The 18,159-nt window shown below is 70.4% G+C and carries 21 protein-coding genes; 10 read left to right on the top strand and 11 right to left on the bottom strand.

All coding sequences use genetic code 11. The features are described 5' to 3' along the window. Nucleotides 1-9 precede the first annotated feature (9 nt). The 4 genes from A5700_RS06815 to A5700_RS06800 all read right to left on the bottom strand — a co-directional run bounded on the left by A5700_RS06815 (nucleotide 10) and on the right by A5700_RS06800 (nucleotide 4,428). Nucleotides 10-1,200: a PP2C family protein-serine/threonine phosphatase gene (locus A5700_RS06815; RefSeq protein ID WP_068072669.1), complete on the bottom strand. Its 1,191-nt coding sequence runs from the start codon at nucleotides 1,198-1,200 to the stop codon at nucleotides 10-12. A 205-nt stretch (nucleotides 1,201-1,405) separates the two neighbouring features. Then, nucleotides 1,406-2,575 carry an acyl-CoA dehydrogenase gene (locus A5700_RS06810; RefSeq protein WP_068072667.1) on the bottom strand — a complete coding sequence of 390 codons (1,170 nt, stop codon included), beginning with the start codon at nucleotides 2,573-2,575 and terminating at the stop codon, nucleotides 1,406-1,408. A gap of 72 nt (nucleotides 2,576-2,647) precedes the next feature. Then, nucleotides 2,648-3,160 (bottom strand): 5-(carboxyamino)imidazole ribonucleotide mutase, encoded by a 513-nt coding sequence (gene purE / locus A5700_RS06805; protein WP_068204568.1) that lies wholly within the window; start codon nucleotides 3,158-3,160, stop codon nucleotides 2,648-2,650. Further along, nucleotides 3,157-4,428: a 5-(carboxyamino)imidazole ribonucleotide synthase gene (locus A5700_RS06800; protein WP_082960607.1), complete on the bottom strand. Its 1,272-nt coding sequence runs from the start codon at nucleotides 4,426-4,428 to the stop codon at nucleotides 3,157-3,159. Before A5700_RS06800 ends, purE begins: the two co-directional genes overlap by 4 nt. Before the next feature lie 118 nt (nucleotides 4,429-4,546). On the opposite strand from A5700_RS06800, the gene A5700_RS06795 reads away from it, so the two are divergent. Then, nucleotides 4,547-5,206 carry a GtrA family protein gene (locus A5700_RS06795; protein WP_068072660.1) on the top strand — a complete coding sequence of 220 codons (660 nt, stop codon included), beginning with the start codon at nucleotides 4,547-4,549 and terminating at the stop codon, nucleotides 5,204-5,206. Here A5700_RS06795 and A5700_RS06790 read toward each other — a convergent pair. The 3 genes from A5700_RS06790 to A5700_RS06780 are packed head-to-tail and all read right to left on the bottom strand — an operon-like array spanning nucleotide 5,161 to nucleotide 8,100. After that, nucleotides 5,161-5,679, bottom strand: a complete 519-nt coding sequence (locus tag A5700_RS06790) for a PH domain-containing protein (RefSeq protein WP_068072659.1) — start codon at nucleotides 5,677-5,679, stop codon at nucleotides 5,161-5,163. The two genes, A5700_RS06795 and A5700_RS06790, sit on opposite strands and share 46 nt — an antisense overlap. Before the next feature lie 43 nt (nucleotides 5,680-5,722). Further along, nucleotides 5,723-6,538 (bottom strand): biotin--[acetyl-CoA-carboxylase] ligase, encoded by an 816-nt coding sequence (locus A5700_RS06785; protein WP_068072656.1) that lies wholly within the window; start codon nucleotides 6,536-6,538, stop codon nucleotides 5,723-5,725. Between the two features lie 17 nt (nucleotides 6,539-6,555). Further along, the gene (locus tag A5700_RS06780) at nucleotides 6,556-8,100 is read right to left on the bottom strand and encodes an FAD-binding protein (protein ID WP_068072836.1); all 1,545 of its coding nucleotides are present in this window, start codon (nucleotides 8,098-8,100) and stop codon (nucleotides 6,556-6,558) included. A 145-nt stretch (nucleotides 8,101-8,245) separates the two neighbouring features. On the opposite strand from A5700_RS06780, the gene A5700_RS06775 reads away from it, so the two are divergent. The 7 genes from A5700_RS06775 (at nucleotide 8,246) to A5700_RS06745 (ending at nucleotide 14,803) form a co-directional block, all read left to right on the top strand. Beyond that, on the top strand, nucleotides 8,246-9,886 hold the full coding sequence (locus tag A5700_RS06775; protein ID WP_068072653.1) for an acyl-CoA carboxylase subunit beta: 1,641 nt from the start codon (nucleotides 8,246-8,248) through the stop codon (nucleotides 9,884-9,886). A 137-nt stretch (nucleotides 9,887-10,023) separates the two neighbouring features. After that, on the top strand, nucleotides 10,024-10,293 hold the full coding sequence (locus A5700_RS06770; RefSeq protein ID WP_068072650.1) for an acyl-CoA carboxylase epsilon subunit: 270 nt from the start codon (nucleotides 10,024-10,026) through the stop codon (nucleotides 10,291-10,293). Continuing rightward, entirely contained in the window at nucleotides 10,290-10,931 is a 642-nt protein-coding gene (locus A5700_RS06765) for a nucleoside triphosphate pyrophosphatase (RefSeq protein ID WP_068072648.1), read from the top strand. Before A5700_RS06770 ends, A5700_RS06765 begins: the two co-directional genes overlap by 4 nt. A gap of 31 nt (nucleotides 10,932-10,962) precedes the next feature. Then, complete coding sequence (locus A5700_RS06760; RefSeq protein WP_068072645.1) at nucleotides 10,963-11,862, top strand: sulfurtransferase; 900 nt, start codon at nucleotides 10,963-10,965, stop codon at nucleotides 11,860-11,862. Then, nucleotides 11,859-12,278: a SufE family protein gene (locus A5700_RS06755; protein ID WP_068072641.1), complete on the top strand. Its 420-nt coding sequence runs from the start codon at nucleotides 11,859-11,861 to the stop codon at nucleotides 12,276-12,278. The genes A5700_RS06760 and A5700_RS06755 overlap by 4 nt, the downstream gene beginning before the upstream one ends. Before the next feature lie 124 nt (nucleotides 12,279-12,402). Further along, the gene (locus A5700_RS06750; RefSeq protein WP_068204564.1) at nucleotides 12,403-14,202 is read left to right on the top strand and encodes an acetyl/propionyl/methylcrotonyl-CoA carboxylase subunit alpha; all 1,800 of its coding nucleotides are present in this window, start codon (nucleotides 12,403-12,405) and stop codon (nucleotides 14,200-14,202) included. A 169-nt stretch (nucleotides 14,203-14,371) separates the two neighbouring features. Further along, nucleotides 14,372-14,803: an STAS domain-containing protein gene (locus A5700_RS06745; protein WP_068072635.1), complete on the top strand. Its 432-nt coding sequence runs from the start codon at nucleotides 14,372-14,374 to the stop codon at nucleotides 14,801-14,803. Here A5700_RS06745 and A5700_RS06740 read toward each other — a convergent pair. From A5700_RS06740 to A5700_RS06725, 4 genes are all read right to left on the bottom strand, one after another. Next, nucleotides 14,774-15,562, bottom strand: coding sequence for an RNA polymerase sigma factor SigF (locus A5700_RS06740; protein ID WP_068072632.1), 789 nt, complete (start codon nucleotides 15,560-15,562; stop codon nucleotides 14,774-14,776). The two genes, A5700_RS06745 and A5700_RS06740, sit on opposite strands and share 30 nt — an antisense overlap. Next, complete coding sequence (locus A5700_RS06735; RefSeq protein WP_068072630.1) at nucleotides 15,559-15,996, bottom strand: ATP-binding protein; 438 nt, start codon at nucleotides 15,994-15,996, stop codon at nucleotides 15,559-15,561. Before A5700_RS06735 ends, A5700_RS06740 begins: the two co-directional genes overlap by 4 nt. 355 nt (nucleotides 15,997-16,351) lie before the next feature. Further along, nucleotides 16,352-16,663 (bottom strand): protein UsfY, encoded by a 312-nt coding sequence (usfY, locus tag A5700_RS06730; RefSeq protein ID WP_068072628.1) that lies wholly within the window; start codon nucleotides 16,661-16,663, stop codon nucleotides 16,352-16,354. An 81-nt stretch (nucleotides 16,664-16,744) separates the two neighbouring features. Next, nucleotides 16,745-17,128 (bottom strand): hypothetical protein, encoded by a 384-nt coding sequence (locus A5700_RS06725; RefSeq protein ID WP_068072625.1) that lies wholly within the window; start codon nucleotides 17,126-17,128, stop codon nucleotides 16,745-16,747. A gap of 118 nt (nucleotides 17,129-17,246) precedes the next feature. On the opposite strand from A5700_RS06725, the gene A5700_RS06720 reads away from it, so the two are divergent. Continuing rightward, nucleotides 17,247-17,921 carry a TetR/AcrR family transcriptional regulator gene (locus A5700_RS06720; protein WP_068072621.1) on the top strand — a complete coding sequence of 225 codons (675 nt, stop codon included), beginning with the start codon at nucleotides 17,247-17,249 and terminating at the stop codon, nucleotides 17,919-17,921. A gap of 37 nt (nucleotides 17,922-17,958) precedes the next feature. Beyond that, nucleotides 17,959-18,159: DEAD/DEAH box helicase (locus A5700_RS06715; protein WP_156671107.1), on the top strand; the 201-nt coding region annotated here is incomplete at its 3' end.

Genomic DNA, 18,159 nt, shown 5'->3' with positions numbered 1-18,159 from the left:
GGCGGCGGATCACGTGGCTGTCCTCTCGATGCGCAGCACGGCGATGTCGTCGGTGAGGCCGCCGCGCGGCAGGGCCAGTTGCTGGGCGCCGTCGAGCAGCGCGTCCACGAACGCCGGGCCGGGCAGCTCGGCATGCGACCTGGCCAGCGTCAGCAAGCCCTCCTCGCCCAGGCGTTCGTTGCCACGCCCCGAATACCCCTCGAACAGGCCATCGGTGAGCAACAGCAGGCCGTAGCCCACCGGCAGGTCCAGGTCGTGCTGCGGCCAGTCGTCGGCGCGCAGCCCCAGCGCCGGACCGCCCGGCGGCTCGATCCAGTCAACGGTGCCGCCGCCTTGGAGCAGCATGCCGGGGTGGCCGGCGCGGATGGCGCGCACCCAGGTGCTGTCGGGAAGGATCTGCAGGCACAGCACCGACGCGAACACGCCGGAGTCGATGCGTTCCGAGTGCAGCACGCGCTCCAGTTGCCGCATCAGTTCGACGCCGTGGACGCCGGCGAAGGTGAGGGCGCGAAACGCGATCCGCAGCGCCGCACCCAGCGCGGCCTCGTGCGGGCCGTGCCCGGCGACGTCGCCGATCAGGACGTGGATGATCCGGTCGGGGGTCTGGACCACGTCGTAGAAGTCGCCGCACAGCAGCGCGTCCTCGCGGCTCGGCCGGTAGCGGGCGACGATGTCGACACCCGGCTGGTCGCTGAGCAGCGGCGACGGCAGCAGGCCGCGTTCCAGCAGCGCGTTCTCGCGGGCCCGCAGCTGCGTCGCGTGCAGATCGGCCGCGATCAGCTCGGCGCGTTTGCGCTCGATCGCGTAGAGCAGCGCGCGGCGCAGCATCTCGGGCTCGACGCGGCCCTTGACCAGGTAGTCCTGCGCGCCGGCGGCCACCGCGGACGCACCGAAATGGTCGTCGTTGAGCCCGGTCAGCACGACGATCGGGACCGTGGCGTCGCGCTTGGCGATGCGGTCCAGCGCGTCGATGCCGTTGGCGTCGGGCAGGTGCAGGTCGAGCAGCACGCAATCGGGGCGGGCCGACTCGAGTTCGCGCTCGGCGTGGGCCATCGACTGCGCCCACACCACCCGGATGTCGGCGACGGCGTCGGCGATCAGGTCCTCGACCAGCACGGCGTCGGCGCGGTCGTCCTCGACCAACAGCAGCGACAGCGACTGCCACGTGGCGGCCGGGGTGACGGGAGCTTGCACGGGCATCAGTTCCCGGGCACCCGAAGGTGCGCTGGGAGAGCCACGTTCTTCACTCAAACCCCCTGGCCGCGTACGACCCTTGCTCGGTGACGGCGATCCGGCTCGCTGAGCCCGATGACTGACTGTACGTGTGTCTATACACCCGGAGCGCTTGCGGTGGGGCAATCTTATTCGGCGCGGCTCGGCGGGACCGAAGAATCGGGCCGCTCGGTCAGCGCAGGAGTGCCCGCGACATGACGACGCGTTGGATCTGGTTGGTGCCTTCGTAGATTTGGGTGATCTTGGCGTCGCGCATCATCCGCTCGACCGGGAAGTCTTGGGTGTAGCCGTACCCGCCGAACAGTTGCACCGCGTCGGTGGTCACCTCCATCGCGATGTCTGACGCCAGACACTTCGACGCCGCGGAGATGAAGCCCAGGTTGGACTCGCCCCGCTCGGCGCGCGCGGCGGCGTGATAGACCATGAGCCGCGCCGATTCCACCTTCATCGCCATGTCGGCCAACATGAACTGCACGCCCTGGTTGTCGCTGACCGGGCGACCGAACTGCTTGCGCTCCTTGGTGTAGGCGATGGCGGCGTCCACCGCCCCCTGAGCAATCCCGACCGCCTGAGCCCCGATGGTGGGCCGGGTGTGATCCAGCGTCGCCAACGCCGTCTTGAACCCGGTGCCGGGCTCCCCGATGATCCGATCCCCCGGGATCCGACAGTTCTCGAAGTACAGCTCGGTGGTCGGCGAGCCCTTGATGCCGAGCTTCTTCTCCTTGGGCCCCACGGTGAATCCCTCGTCGTCAGCGTGCACCATGAACGACGAAATCCCGTTGGCGCCCTTGTCCGGGTCGGTCACCGCCATCACCGTGTACCAGCTGGACTTGCCGCCATTGGTGATCCAGCATTTCGCGCCGTTGAGGATCCAGTCGTCCCCGTCGGCCTTGGCGCGGGTGCGCATCGCGGCCGCGTCACTGCCCGCCTCGCGCTCGGACAGCGCGTAGGAGGCCATCGCGGTGCCGTCGGCGATCGACGGCAACACCTGCTTCTTCAGCTCATCGGAGCCGCGCAGGATCAGCCCCATGGTGCCCAGCTTGTTCACCGCCGGGATCAGCGACGCCGAGGCGTCCACCCGGGCGACCTCCTCGATCACGATGCACGCCGCCACCGAGTCCGCGCCCTGCCCGCCGAACTCCTCCGGCACGTGCACGGCGTTGAACCCCGAGGCGACCAGCGCGTCCAGGGCCTCCTGCGGGAACCGGGAGTTCTCGTCGACGTCGGCGGCGTGCGGCGCGATCTCCTTCTCCGCTAACGCCCGAATCGCCGCCCGCAACTCCTGGTGCTCCTCGGGGAGCTGAAACAGATCGAACGTGGAATCTCCGGCCCAACCAGCCACTTTCCGGCCTCCTTGCCCTTCGCCTGATTGCCCGGTCTCGCCACGGGCACGGCCCGGCTCGCCGCCGGGCTACTAGCCAGTAACTTTACCCTGCTGCCGTTGCAGCGCTTCATCCTTGGCCCGCACGCTGTCGGCCAACTGCTCCTGGAAAGCGACGATGCGGGCGCGCAGCGCCGGGTCGAACGCGCCCAGGATGCGGACCGCCAGCAGGCCGGCGTTGCGGGCGCCGCCGATGGACACGGTGGCCACGGGGACGCCGGCCGGCATCTGGACGATGGACAGCAGCGAATCCAGCCCGTCGAGCCGGGCCAGCGGCACCGGCACACCGATCACGGGCAGCGGTGTCGCGGCAGCGACCATTCCGGGCAGGTGGGCGGCGCCCCCGGCGCCGGCGATGATCACTTCGATGCCGCGGTCGGCGGCCGCGCGAGCGTAGTCGAACATCAGCCCGGGGGTGCGGTGCGCCGACACCACCCGCACCTCGGCGGGCACGTCGAACTCGGCCAGCGCCGCCGCGGCGTCGGCCATGACCGACCAGTCGCTGTCGCTGCCCATGATCACCCCGACGCGAGGCTGCTGGGTCATGTACGCCGCTCCTGTTCCTGATGCGGATCCCACCCGTCCGTCCACTGCGCGTGGGATAACCAGTGTGCCGCCAGCTCGGCGCGTTCGCGGAGCGCCGCCAGGCCGGCCGGGTCGGTCCCCACGAAGTTGAGGTGGCCCACCTTGCGGCCGGGCCGCTCCTCCTTGCCGTACAGGTGCACCCGGGCATCGGGCATCCGCGCGAACAGGTGGTGCAGACGTTCGTCGAGCGTCATCGCGGGCCGCTGCGGGGCGCCCAGCACGTTCGCCATCACGGTGACCGCGGCCACGGCGTCGGTGTCGCCGAGGGGATAGTCGAGCACCGCGCGCAGGTGCTGCTCGAACTGGCCGGTCCGCGCGCCGTCCATGGTCCAGTGCCCGGAGTTGTGCGGCCGCATCGCCAGCTCGTTGACCAGCAGGGACCCGTCGGGCGTCTCGAACAGTTCGACGGCGAGCACCCCCACGACGCCGAGCTCGGCGGCCAGCCGCAACGCCAGCTGTTGCGCGGCGGCGGCCTGCTCGCCGGGCAGATCCGGCGCGGGCGCGATGACCTGCACGCAGATGCCGTCGCGCTGCACGGTTTCGACGACCGGCCACGCCGCACCCTGACCGAAGGGCGAGCGCGCCACCAGCGCCGAGAGCTCGCGGCGCAACGGCACCTTCTCTTCGGCGAGCACCGGCACCCCCTGGGCCAGGTAGTCGCCGGCGATCTCGCGGGCGTGCGCGAGGTCGCGGGCCGGCTGCACGCCACGGCCGTCGTAGCCGCCGCGGGCCGCCTTCACCACGATCGGCGCGGCCTCGGCGCCGGCGAGGCGCCGCGCGAAAGCGTCCAGGTCGTCGACGGTGTCGATGCCGGCGTAGCGGGGCACCGGAGCGCCCAGCGCCTCCAGCCGGCGCCGCATGGCCAGCTTGTCCTGGGCGTACAGCAAGGCGTGCGGCGGCGGCGCGACGTTGACGCCCTCGGCGACCAGCTTCTCCAGCAGCTCTCCGGGCACGTGTTCGTGGTCGAAGGTCAGCACGTCGGCACCGGCCGCCACCCGGCGCAGGTCCTCGAGGTCGGTGTGCGAGCCGATCACCACGTCGGGGGCGACCTGCGCGGCAGGTTCGTCGTCGGCGGTGGCCAGCACCCGCAGCGTCTGGCCCAGCGCGATCGCGGCCTGGTGGGTCATGCGGGCGAGCTGGCCGCCGCCGACCATCGCGACGACGGGGGCGGCCGTCGGCGCTGAGCGGGGGGCGGGGCCCGGCGGGGTTGTTTCCGGCACGGCCATCATGGTGTCACGACGTGTCCCGATCGTGACTCGGCACCGTAGGCGTGTTGACCGGCGGTGACGCCGAATTGTTATGTACGATTTTGCGTCGCTTTTGTGTGCGTCCGTACACTCTCCACTTGTGTCCTTCACCGAAGCCACAATCGCGCGCATGCCGGGGGCGCTTCAGCCCTATTTGCTGCGCCACCACGAACTGATCAAATTCGCCATCGTCGGCGGTACCACGTTCGTCATCGACTCGGTGATTTTCTACACGTTGAAGCTGACAATTCTGGACGCCAAACCGGTGACGGCGAAGGTCATCGCCGGGATCGTCGCGGTCATCGCGTCCTACGTGTTGAACCGGGAGTGGAGCTTCCGCGACCGCGGCGGCCGCGAGCGCCACCACGAGGCGCTGCTGTTCTTCGCGTTCAGCGGCGTGGGCGTGCTGCTGTCCATGGCCCCGCTGTGGTTCTCCAGCTACGTCTTGCAGCTGCGCGAGCCGATGGTGTCGCTGGCCGTGGAGAACGTCGCCGACTTCATCGCGGCCTACCTCATCGGCAACCTGCTGCAGATGGCGTTCCGGTTCTGGGCCTTCCGGCGCTGGGTGTTCCCCGACCAGTTCGCGCGCAGCCCCGACAAGGCGATCGAGTCGGCCCTGACCGCCGGCGGCATCGCCGAGATGCTCGAGGACGAGATCGAAGGCGGCAACGTCACGATGCTGCGCTCCTGGCGCAACCGGACCGGCCGGTCCGGTCAGCTGGGCGATTCCTCGGACCCCAGGGTGTCGAAGACTTCGTGATAAAGCAGCGCGTGCACGTCGCGCAGCCGCGGAATGTCGTGGAACTCCAACGGGTCCTGTGACGCCGACTCGATGATCAGCGTCCCGGTGCGGAACATCCGCTCGGTGAGCCGGTCGCGGAATTCGACGCTGTTGACCCGCGCCAGCGGGATGTCGATCCCGGTGCGGGTGAGCACCCCGTGGCGGAACATCACCCGACGGTTGGTCACCACGAAATGGGTGGTCAGCCAGCCCACGAACGGCCCCAGCGTGAGCCAGCCGACGACAAGGAGCCAGACCCCCCAGATCACGCCGTAGATGACGTTCTTGGCGAGTTGCTCGAAGTGCGTCGAGTTCAGGTAGCCGGAGCCGAACGCCGCGAGCGCCGTGACGCCGAGCAGCACCACGACCGGCCAGATCAACCGCTTCCAATGGGGGTGTCGGTGCACAATTACGTGCTCGCCCGCGGCCAGGACATTGTCGGGATAACCCATGCCGCGACATTAGCTGTGCGGCCCTTCCGATCACTAGCGATAACTACCGCAAATGCACCACGTCGCCGGCCGAAACCACGACGGTTCCATTGCCCGATTCCAGGCACAGCCTGCCCTGGTCGTCGATGCCGGTCGCGGTGCCGACGAGCTCCTTGCCGCCGGGCAGGTGCGCCCGGACCCGGGCCCCGATGGTGAGGCTGCGCGCGCGGTAATCGGCCGCCAGCGCCCAGTCGGCGCCCCGCGCGCCGCGCCAGGCCACGATGCGCCGCCCGAGTTCGCGTAGCACCGCCGCCACCAGGCGGCCGCGGTCGGGCGCCGCGACGCCCTGGTCGACCAGCGACGTCGCGCCCTCGACGCCGGCGGGCGCCTCGAACACGTTGAGGCCCACGCCGATCACCACGACGGGCCGGCTGACCTCGGCGAGGATGCCGGCCAACTTGCGCCGGTCCGGCGCGGGGCCGGCCAGCACGTCATTCGGCCACTTGAGTCCCGCTTCGGCGTCCGCCCCGTCGAGCAGCGGGGACACCGCGTCCAGCACCGCCACCCCGGTGGCCAGCGGCAGCCAGCCCCAGCCGGTGGTGGGCACGTCGACCACGCTGACGCCCACCGACATGGTGATCTGGGTTCGCGGTCCGGCGGTCCAGCCGCGACCGTGCCGCCCGCGGCCGGCGGACTGGTGCTCGGCGATCAGCACCGCCCCCGCGACGTCGGCCCCCGACGCCGCCCGCGCCATCAGGTCGGCGTTGGTCGATCCGGTCCGCTCGACGACGTCGAGGGAGCGCCACCCCAGGCCGGTGCCGATCAGCTCGCCGCGCAGCGCGGTCGCGTCCAGCGGGTCACGGGTCTGGTCTGCGTCCATCCCGCCCAGCCTAGGACTCAGCGCCGGTCGCGCATGTCCAGCGCAGCCAAGTGGCTGAACAGCATGCTGGTGCCGATCGGGTTGCCGCCGCCGGGGTACGCGGTGCCGCTGGGCGCGGCCATGGTGTTGCCGGCGGCGTAGAGGCCCGGGATCGGGACGCCGGAGGTGTCGAGCACGCGGGCGGCGGCGTCGGTGCGCAGGCCTCCCTTGGTGCCCAGGTCGGACAGGCCGAACGCGGCGGCGTGGTACGGCGGGCGGTCGAGCGGCACGAGCGGCGAGGCGCCGGCCGAGAAGGCACGGTCGAACGCCTCGTCGCCGCGGCCGAAGTCCCCGTCGACGCCGGCGGCGGCGAACGTGTTGAAGCGGGCGACCGTCGCGGCCAGCTGAGCGCCGGGGACGCCGATCTTGGCGGCGAGGCCTTCCAGGGTGTCCGCGGTGTGCCACAGGCCCGCGGCGACGTACTTCTCGGTCTCGACGACCGGGACGTTGGCCGCCTTCACCGGCGGTACCTCGCCCTCCTTGTCGTCGTAGACCATCCAATACGGCAACGTGAGCGACCCGTCGTGCAGCTGGGCGATGATCTCGCGGCCGGCCCGGTCGTAGGCGCGGGACTCGTTGACGAACCGGTTGCCGTCCTGGTTGACGAAGATGCCGCCGGTGAACCACAGCGCGAACGCCGACCGCCCGTCGGGATGGGTCATCCCGGGCGACCACCAGGCCTGGTCCAGCAGGTCGGTGTCGGCGCCGGCGGCGATGCCCGCCTGCAGCGCCAGGCCCCGGCTGCCGGGCCCGCCCATGGTGTCTCGCGCGACGCCCGGCACGCCGTACCGGCGGCGCAGCTCGTCGTTGGCCTCGAAGCCGCCGGCGGCCAGCAGCACGCCCCGGCGGGCGCGGACGGCGCGGCGTTCGCCGTGCGTCTCGACGACGGCGCCCGTGACGCGACCCTCGGACACCACCAGCTCGACCAGCGCGGTGTCGCGCCGCAGCGTCGCGGCCGGGTACTGGCCGAGGGCCTTGAGGAACCGCGCGATCAGCGCGCGACCGCCGATGAAGTAGTCCGCCGGGGGCTCGGCGCCGAGCCGGTCGGTCTCCAGCGGGCCCCGGATGGCGTCGCGCAGTTCCGGCGCCGCGGCCACCTTCAACGGTTTCGCGGCGATGTGGCGCTGGCCGTCCAGGCGCGCCTTGGGCGCCTTGCCGTAATAGTCGGGCCACGGCAGCGGCACGAACTTGAGGTCCGGGTCCCGCTCCAGGTAGGCGATCAGCGGCGCGCCGCCGCGCACGAACGTCTCCTGCAGCTCGCGGGGGGTGCGGTCGCCGACGACGGCGTGGTAGTAGGTGAGCGCGTCCTCGATGGTGTCGTCGGTGCCGGCGCGCAGTAGCACCGGGTTGCAGGGAAACCAGACCCCGCCCCCGCCGGAGTAGGCGGTGGTGCCCCCGAACTTGTCCGTCGCCTCGACCAGCAGCACGTCGAGGCCCTCGCGCGCGGCGGTGTAGGCGCCGGTGACGCCGCCGCCGCCCGACCCCGCAACCAGCACGTCGCATTCGTGCGCCCAGTCGACCATCGCCACTCCCGCGCTGTACTGGATTCGTCGTCCGACGACGATACCGGCCACGGGCGCCCGCGCCGGAGCGCCGCTTCGCGAATCGCCGACGCTAATTAAGGGCTGCTTAAGGGAGACCGACGGGGCTGCCGATACGATCGCTGCCATGACGAGCGTTACGGACCACACTGCGGAACCCGCCGCCGAGCACACCATCGACATCCACACCACCGCGGGCAAGCTTGCCGAGCTGCACAAGCGCCGCGAGGAGTCCCTGCACCCAGTCGGCGAGGAGGCCGTCGAGAAGGTGCACGCCAAGGGCAAGCTGACTGCCCGCGAGCGCATCCTGGCCCTGCTCGACGAGGATTCGTTCGTCGAGCTGGACGCGCTGGCCAAGCACCGCAGCAAGAACTTCGGGCTGGAGCACAACCGCCCGCTGGGTGACGGTGTGATCACCGGCTACGGCACCATCGACGGCCGCGACGTGTGCATCTTCAGCCAGGACGCCACGGTGTTCGGCGGCAGCCTCGGCGAGGTGTACGGCGAGAAGATCGTCAAGGTCCAGGACCTGGCGATCAAGACGGGCCGCCCGCTGATCGGCATCAACGACGGCGCCGGCGCGCGCATCCAGGAGGGCGTCGTCTCCCTGGGCCTCTACAGCCGGATCTTCCGCAACAACATCATCGCCTCCGGCGTCATCCCGCAGATCTCGCTGATCATGGGCGCCGCCGCCGGCGGCCACGTCTACTCCCCCGCGCTGACCGACTTCGTGGTGATGGTCGACCAGACCAGCCAGATGTTCATCACCGGGCCGGACGTCATCAAGACCGTCACCGGCGAGGACGTCACCATGGAGGAGCTGGGCGGCGCCCACACCCACATGGCCAAGTCGGGCACCGCGCACTACGTCGCCTCCGGCGAGCAGGACGCCTTCGACTGGGTCCGCGACCTGCTCAGCTACCTGCCGCCCAACAACGCGACCGACGCGCCGCGCTACGCGGAGCCGATTCCCGCCGGCGCCATCGAGGAAAACCTCACCGAGGAGGACCTCGAGCTCGACACCCTGATCCCGGACTCGCCGAACCAGCCCTACGACATGCACGAGGTCATCACCCGCATCCTCGACGACGACGAGTTCCTGGAGATCCAGAACGGCTACGCCACCAACATCGTCGTCGGGTTCGGCCGCATCGACGGCCGGCCGGTCGGAATCGTCGCCAACCAGCCGACCCAGTTCGCCGGCTGCCTGGACATCAACGCCTCGGAGAAGGCCGCCCGGTTCGTGCGGACCTGCGACTGCTTCAACATTCCGATCATCATGCTGGTCGACGTCCCGGGCTTCCTGCCGGGCACCGGCCAGGAATACAACGGCATCATCCGCCGCGGCGCCAAGCTGCTCTACGCCTACGGCGAGGCCACCGTCCCGAAGATCACCGTCATCACCCGCAAGGCCTACGGCGGCGCCTACTGCGTCATGGGCTCCAAGGACATGGGGTGTGACGTCAACATCGCCTGGCCCACCGCGCAGATCGCGGTGATGGGCGCCTCCGGCGCCGTCGGCTTCGTCTACCGCCAGCAGCTCAAAGAGGCCGCCAAGGAGGGCAAGGACGTCGACGCGCTGCGGCTGCAGCTGCAGCAGGAGTACGAGGACACGCTGGTCAACCCCTATGTCGCGGCCGAGCGCGGCTACGTCGACGCGGTGATTCCCCCGTCGCACACCCGCGGCTACATCGGCACGGCGCTGCGCCTGCTGGAGCGCAAGATCGCGCACCTGCCGCCCAAGAAGCACGGGAACATTCCCCTGTGAGTCGAACGAGCGGAGCGAACGCAGTGAGCGACGGGAGCGAGGCGAACGATTTGAGCCCTGTGAGTCGAACGAGCGGAGCGAACGCAGTGAGCGACGGGAGCGAGGCGAACCCAGTGAGCGGGAGCCAGGCGAACGCAGTGAGCCCTGTGAGCGCCGACGACGTGAGCGCCGACGTGACCCTCGGCGGCGCCGCGCCACACGAGCCGCACATCAAGGTCCTCAAGGGGCAGCCGACCGACGAGGAGCTGGCCGCGCTCGTCGCCGTGCTGGGCGGCGTCGGCGGCGGCGAGCCGGTGCTGCCACCCGCCGAGCGCAGCAAGTGGGGGTTGCCGATCGACCGGCTGCGCTTTGCGATGTCGAACTACCAGCGGCTCACCTTCCTACAGATGACGCACCTGAAGAAGTGACCCGCGTGGTGCTTGGGTCGGCCTCCTCAGGCCGGCTCAACGTGCTGCGCGGGGCCGGCGTCGAGCCGCTGGTCGCGGTGTCCGGCGTCGACGAGGACGCGCTGATCGCCGGCCTGGGCGCCGACGCGTCGCCCGCCGAGGTGGTCGGCGCGCTCGCCGGCGCCAAGGCCGACCGGGTGGCCGCCGGGCTGCAGCCCGGCGTCGCGGCGGACTGCGTGGTCATCGGCTGCGACTCGATGCTCGACCTCGACGGCCGGCTGTGCGGCAAACCCGCAACCGCCGACGCCGCGCTGCTGCAGTGGCGGCTGATGGCCGGCCGGTCCGGCCGGCTGCACACCGGCCACTGCCTGCTGCGCCTGCGCGACGGGGTGATCACCGACCGGCAGGCCGAATCCGCCGCCACGACCGTGCACTTCGCCCGGCCCGCGGGGCCGGATCTGCGGGCGTACGTCGACGCCGGCGAACCGTTGCGGGTCGCCGGCGGGTTCACGCTCGACGGCCTGGGCGGGTGGTTCGTCGACGGCATCGAGGGCGATCCCTCCAACGTCATCGGCCTGAGCCTGCCGTTGCTGCGCCGCCTGCTCGACCGCGTCGGGCTGTCGGTCGCCGCCCTCTGGGCGGCCAACGCCGTCGGCTGATTCCCGCACCCCTGGCGGTAGGCTCGGACCCGTGGCATTACCCCCTGACCCCAGCCCCACCCTGTCGGCCTACGCCCACCCCGAGAGGCTGGTCACCGCCGACTGGCTGTCGGCCCACCTGGGGTCGCCCGGCCTGGTCATCGTCGAATCCGACGAGGACGTCCTGCTCTACGACGTCGGCCACATCCCCGGCGCGGTGAAGATCGACTGGCACACCGACCTCAACGACCCGCTGGTCCGCGACTACGTCAACGGCGAGAAGTTCGCCGACCTGATGAACCGCAAGGGCATCGCCCGCGACGACACCGTGGTGATCTACGGCGACAAGAGCAACTGGTGGGCGGCCTACGCGCTGTGGGTGTTCACCCTGTTCGGCCACGAGGACGTGCGCCTGCTCAACGGCGGCCGCGACCTGTGGCTCAGGGAGGGGCGGGACGTGACGCTCGACGTGCCGACCAAGACCTCCACCGGCTACCCCGTCGTCGCCCGCAACGACGAACCCATCCGCGCCTTCAAGGAGGACGTGCTGGCGATCCTCGGCAGCGAGCCCCTGATCGACGTCCGCTCCCCCGACGAGTACACCGGCAAGCGCACCCACATGCCCGAGTACCCGGAGGAGGGCGTGCTGCGCGGCGGCCACATCCCCACCGCCCGGTCCATCCCGTGGGCCAAGGCGGCCGACGAGAGCGGCCGGTTCCGCAGCCGCGAGGAGCTCGAGGAGCTCTACGGCTTCCTCGAACCCGACGACCGGACCGTGGTGTACTGCCGCATCGGTGAGCGGTCCAGCCACACCTGGTTCGTCCTCACCCACCTGCTGGGCAAGCCCGGCGTGCGCAACTACGACGGCTCGTGGACCGAGTGGGGCAACACGGTGCGCGTGCCGATCGTCGCCGGCGAGAGCCCGGGGGCGCCCGGCGCGACCGCGCCATGACCATGCCCGCCCCGCTCGCCGAGGTGGTGTCCGACTTCGCCGAGGTCGAGGGCCAGGACAAGCTCAAGCTGCTGCTGGAGTTCGCCGACGAGCTGCCGGCGCTGCCCGCCGCGTTGCAAGAACAGGCCATGGAGCCGGTGCCCGAATGCCAGTCCCCGCTGTTCCTGCACGTCGACGCGCACGACGCCGACCGGGTGCGGCTGTATTTCAGCGCGCCCGCCGAGGCGCCCACCACGCGGGGCTTCGCCTCGATCCTGGCCAGCGGCCTGGACGGGCAACCCGCCGCCGACATCCTGGCGGTGCCCGACGACTTCTACGCCGACCTGGGGTTGGCCGCGCTGATCAGCCCGCTGCGGCTGCGCGGCCTCTCGGCGATGCTCACGCGCATCAAGCGGCGCATCCGCGAGGCGTCCTAGAAGAAAGTCGATACCGCTTCATCGGCGCGACGGCGCGGCGCTTAGACTTCCTTCGAGTTGTAAGAAAGTCTCTTAAGAAGCCCGCAGAATCACCGTCTGCCAAAGATGCCAAACAGGAGGCGCAGTGGCCAGTCACGCCAGCGACAGGATCTCCAAAGTGCTCATCGCCAACCGCGGCGAGATCGCTGTCCGGGTGATCCGCGCGGCCCGCGACGCCGGCCTGCCCAGCGTGGCCGTGTACGCCGAGCCCGACGCCGACGCCCCCCACGTGAAGCTTGCCGACGAGGCCTTCGCCCTGGGCGGCCAGACGTCGGCGGAGTCCTACCTGGACTTCGGCAAGCTGCTGGACGCGGCGGCCAAGTCGGGCGCCAACGCCGTGCACCCCGGCTATGGATTCCTCTCGGAGAACGCCGATTTCGCGCAAGCCGTGCTGGACGCCGGCCTGATCTGGATCGGGCCCAGCCCGCAGTCGATCCGCGACCTGGGTGACAAGGTCACCGCCCGCCACATCGCCGCCCGCGCGCAGGCGCCGCTGGTTCCCGGCACCCCCGACCCCGTCAAGGACGCCGACGAGGTGGTGGCCTTCGCGCAGGAGTACGGCGTGCCGATCGCCATCAAGGCGGCCTTCGGTGGCGGCGGCCGCGGCATGAAGGTCGCCCGCAGCATCGAGGAGATCCCCGAACTGTTCGAGTCGGCCACCCGCGAGGCCGTCGCGGCCTTCGGCCGGGGTGAGTGCTTCGTCGAGCGCTACCTGGACAAACCGCGCCACGTCGAGGCCCAGGTGATCGCCGACCAGCACGGCAACGTCATCGTCGCGGGCACCCGCGACTGCTCGCTGCAGCGCCGCTTCCAGAAGCTGGTCGAGGAGGCGCCGGCGCCGTTCCTCACCGACGCGCAGCGCAAGGAGATCCACGAATCCGCCAAGCGGATCTGCAAGGAGGCCAACTACTACGGGGCCGGCACGGTCGAGTACCTCGTCGGTCAGGACGGCCTGATCTCCTTCCTCGAGGTCAACACCCGGTTGCAGGTGGAGCACCCGGTGACCGAGGAGACCGCGGGCATCGACCTGGTGCTGCAACAGTTCAAGATCGCCAACGGCGAGAAGCTGGACCTCACCGAGGACCCGACGCCGCGCGGGCACGCCATCGAGTTCCGGATCAACGGCGAGGACGCCGGCCGGGGCTTTCTGCCGGCGCCCGGCCCGGTCACCCGCTACGACATCCCCACCGGCCCCGGCGTGCGGCTGGACTCCGGCGTGGAGGCCGGCTCGGTGATCGGCGGCCAGTTCGACTCGATGCTGTCCAAGCTGATCGTCTACGGCGCCACCCGCGAGGAGGCGCTGGCCCGGTCGCGGCGGGCGCTGGACGAGTTCCACGTCGAGGGCCTGGCCACCGTCATCCCGTTCCACCGCGCCGTGGTCTCGGATCCCGCGTTCATCGGTGACGAGAACGGGTTCAGCGTCCACACCCGCTGGATCGAGACCGAGTGGAACAACACCGTCGAGCCGTTCACCGGCGGCGAACCCCTCGACGACGAGGCCGACACGCGGCCGCGCCAGACGGTGGTCGTCGAGGTCGGCGGCCGCCGGCTCGAGGTGTCGCTGCCCGGCGACCTCGCGCTGTCCGGCGGCGGCGCCGCCGACCCGGCCGGCGTCATCCGCAAGAAGCCCAAGCCCCGCAAACGCGGCTCGCACGCCGGCGCCGCCGCGTCGGGCGACGCCGTCACCGCGCCCATGCAGGGCACCGTCGTCAAGGTCGCGGTCTCCGAGGGCCAGGAGGTCTCCGCCGGCGACCTGATCGTGGTGCTGGAGGCGATGAAGATGGAGAACCCGGTGACCGCCCATAAGGACGGGGTGATCACCGGGCTCGCGGTCGAGGCCGGCGCCGCCATCACACAGGGCACGGTGCTCGCCGAGATCAAGTGACGGTTCCTGAGAATCAGCCGTGAAGCATGGTCCCCCCGGCTCGCCGGGGGGTAGGGTGCAGGCAGGTTGAGTTCACAGCCGTCCGGATCACGTCAGACGAGGCCGGGGGGCGAACTCCCTGCTCGACTTCACTTCACCTGACGTCCTCCGCAGCATATTTGCTCTACGGATGGAGTCAGCAATGCCTGTGGCCCAATCTTGGCAACAAAGTCGGACCGCGCAATTCACGGCGCACTGGGGCGCGTCCGGGACCCTGATCACCGTCGACGGTGAGCTCGACGCGGCCAACGCCGACCAGCTCGCCGCCTACGTCCAGCACAGCGTCAACCGCTCCCGGCGCGTGATCCTCGACCTGCGCGGCCTGCATTTCATTGGCACGGCCGGGTTTTCGGCGCTGCACCGCATCAACGTGGTGTGCTCGGCGGCACAGGCCGACTGGGCGATGGCGCCCAGCCCGGCGGTGGCCAGGCTGCTGCGGGTCTGCGACCCCGACGCCACGCTGCCAGTGACCACGCCGGAGGCCGAGCCGCTGCTGGAGCCCCGAGACGACGACGGCGCCCGTGCACGCCCGCTACTGCAGCTGATCGCGCAGCCGCGTTAGCGACTTCGCCAGCAGGCGCGACACGTGCATCTGCGAGATGCCGACGCGCTCGGCGATCTGCGTCTGCGTCATCGACTCGAAGAACCTCAGCACCAGCACGGTGCGCTCCCGCTCGGGCAGCGCCTCGAGCAGGGGCCGTAGCGATTCCTGATCCTCGATGCGGTCCAGGCCGGTGTCGACGTCGCCCAGGGTGTCCGCGATCGCGCGGGCTTCCTCTTCCTCGCCGCCGCCGCCGCTGTCGATCGACAGGGTGTTGTAGGAACTGCCGGCGACCAGGCCCTCGACCACCTCTTCGCGGTCCATGTCCAGCTCCGCGGCGAGCTCGGTAGCGGTGGGCGCCCGGCCCAGCCGCTGGGACAGGTCGGCGGTGGCGGTGCCCAGCCGCAAATGCAGTTCTTTCAGCCGCCGCGGGACCTTGACCGACCAGCTGTTGTCGCGGAAGTGGCGACGCACCTCGCCCATGATCGTGGGCACCGCGAAGGACACGAAGTCCGAACCGGCGTCGACGTCGAACCGCACCACCGCGTTGACCAGCCCGACGCGCGCGACCTGAACGAGGTCGTCGCGGGGCTCGCCGCGGCCCTCGAAGCGCCGGGCGATGTGGTCGGCCAGCGGCAGGCACCGCTCGACGATGTTGTCCCGTTGCCGCTGGAATTCCGGCGAGTCGGCGGCGACGCCGGCTAACTCGCGGAACATTTCCGGGACATCGGCGTATTCGTTCGGCCGTGAGACCGAACCGCCGGCAGCTCGCGCTGTCACCTGCTGGAGGCCGCCCGTCGCGCCGTCAGCGTGATGCCGAAAACGCTGCCGGCTTCGTTGGGTTCGCGACCGTCATGGAAGGTCTGGACGTCGTCGGCGAGCGACGTCAGCACGTGCCAGCTGAAGCTGCCGGGCGCCACCACGTCGTGGGTGTCACACGCGGCCGAGGCCTCCACCACCAGCTGGTCGGCCTGGGGATCCACCACGACCACCAGCGTCGCGTCCGGGGTGGCCGAACGAATCAAACGGGTGCACACCTCGTCGACCGCCAGGCGCAGGTCCGCGACGGCGTCGAAGTCCAGGTCCTCGAAGGTGCCGATGGCACCCACGAGGGTGCGCAGCATCGCCAGGTTCTCCAGGCGCGCAGCGACGTGAAGCTCGACGGCGCGGTGGCCGCGTTGACGCTTGTTAGCGTGCAATCCCGCATCATTCATATGGTCTCCCGGCAATGTTCGACTGACACTACTACTGCCTCGCAGCTCGCCGTGGACCGTACGCTCCAGCCGGTCAGTCATGGTGGCTACCGGGTGCCCGTCCCGCGGGCGGGGCGGACGCGACCGACACAAAGCGGACGCGCCCCTGCGGGCGCGTCGCTGTCACGGGCAAGATCACGCTGGTCGTCTCGTTGGTTCTGGCATTGGGCATCGATGTGGGTGTCTTCCGTAACTACGTCCGCCACGATGGCGTGACGACGCTAACGCGACCCTTGCGGCACTCATCATGGTGCACTCCTGATACCCATTCGCCGCCGGCCATAACCTCCCGATCCGGCAGGGGCGCGCGACGGCGTCAGCTCGCGGGCCGCTGCCGGCTGACCTCGGGGTGCTCTGAGTACCAGCGGTCCGCAATCCCACGAACCCGCCGGTGTTCGGCCGCCGACCACACCAGGCCGACGACCGCGGCGACCGTCCCGATCAGGCCCGCCGTCATGCCCTGGTGCGCATGCCCGCTGCCGAAGGCGGCGAGGCTGCCGCACCAGCCGATCACGCCGACCAGCACCAGTAGATACCCGGGCCAGTGCACCACGTCGATGAGCGATTCACCGGCCAGCGGGCGCGTGGTCCTCAGGTGGTCGACCGGATCGTGGAACGTATCTCCCATGGCTGCTCCTCAAGGAGAGTGGACGCGGCGCGCAGCTCATACCGGGTTGCACCCTCAACGGTAGATCGCCGGCAGGCAAACTCAAAGGGTCAGCGCGGGCCCGGCGATCGGGCCGACACCCAGCGCCACCAGCAACACCGTGGCCGTCAGCAGGAACCACCCCGCGCCCTGCCAGCCCCACCAGGTGCCGGACGCCTTCCACACGCGGTAGGTGCGCAGCAATGCCCGCAGCGCGGCACCGAACGCGATCACCGGCGCGCCGAGGGCCAGCAGGGTGCGTTGGGCCGGGCCACACGCCACCGTGTCGGTACCCACCCCGGGGCAGGTGCTCACCCAGAGCACGGCCACCGCCAGGAATCCGCCGGCCGCCGCCGCGGCCAAGGCGGCGAAGCGCAACGCGGCGCGCACCTCGCCGTCGCGCTGCCCTAGGCGATCGCCGCCAGCTCGTTCGTCCGCCTTGTGCATGCCGCCGTCACCTCCGTTCCCCGTTTTCATCGTTTGCCGTGCCGGATTGGTTACCGTATGCAGTTCGGATAACCGCAATCGGGCGGTCCACTTAACACGCGTGAGTACTATCTGTCACATGCCGACAGCCAGAAGGCGGTTATCCCCCGAGGATCGACGCGCTGAGCTGCTCGCTTTGGGGGCGGAGGTCTTCGGAAAGCGACCCTATGACGAGGTCCGCATCGACGAGATCGCCGAGCGCGCGGGGGTCTCCCGGGCGCTGATGTATCACTACTTTCCCGACAAGCGAGCGTTCTTCGCCGCAGTGGTCAAGGACGAGGCCGACCGGCTCTACGAGACCACCAACATGGACGACGCGACGGGTCTGACCATGTATGAGGAAGTGCGCACCGGCGTCATCGCGTACATGGCCTACCACGAGCAGAATCCCGAGGCCGCGTGGGCGGCGTACGTCGGGCTCGGCCGCTCCGACCCGGTCCTGCTCGGCGTCGACGACGAGGCCAAGAACCGCCAGCTCGAGCACATCATGAGCCGGATCGCCGCGGTGGTCGCCAAGACTCCGACGGGCAAGCTGGCGCCCGACGTCGAGCGCGACCTGCGGGTGATCTGCCACGGCTGGCTCGCGTTCACCTTCGAGCTGTGCAGGCAGCGGATCATCGACCCCACCACCAACGCCGACCGCCTCGCCGACGCGTGCGCCCACTCGCTGTTCGACGCGATCGCCCGGGTGCCGGAAATCCCGGACGAGTTGGCGCACGCGATGGCCACCGCCCGCATCGAACCGCAGCAGTAGCGGGCGCCTTGTCGGTACCCGTTGGCACCATGGCTAGGTGAGCACCAACGACCCGTTGAGCCGGTTCAGCGCGATCACCAGGGAGTGGTTCGCCAGCACCTTCGCCACGCCCACCACCGCGCAGGCGCAGGCGTGGGACGCGATCGCCGACGGCGACAACACCCTGGTGATCGCGCCGACCGGTTCCGGCAAGACGCTCGCCGCGTTCCTGTGGGCCCTGGACTCGCTGGCCGCATCG

It is taken from the genome of Mycobacterium sp. E1214, from assembly GCF_001666755.1.
Lineage (GTDB): Bacteria > Actinomycetota > Actinomycetes > Mycobacteriales > Mycobacteriaceae > Mycobacterium.
Note: the sequence above shows the minus strand (reverse complement) of the source record. Positions and strands in the feature narration are given on the sequence as shown.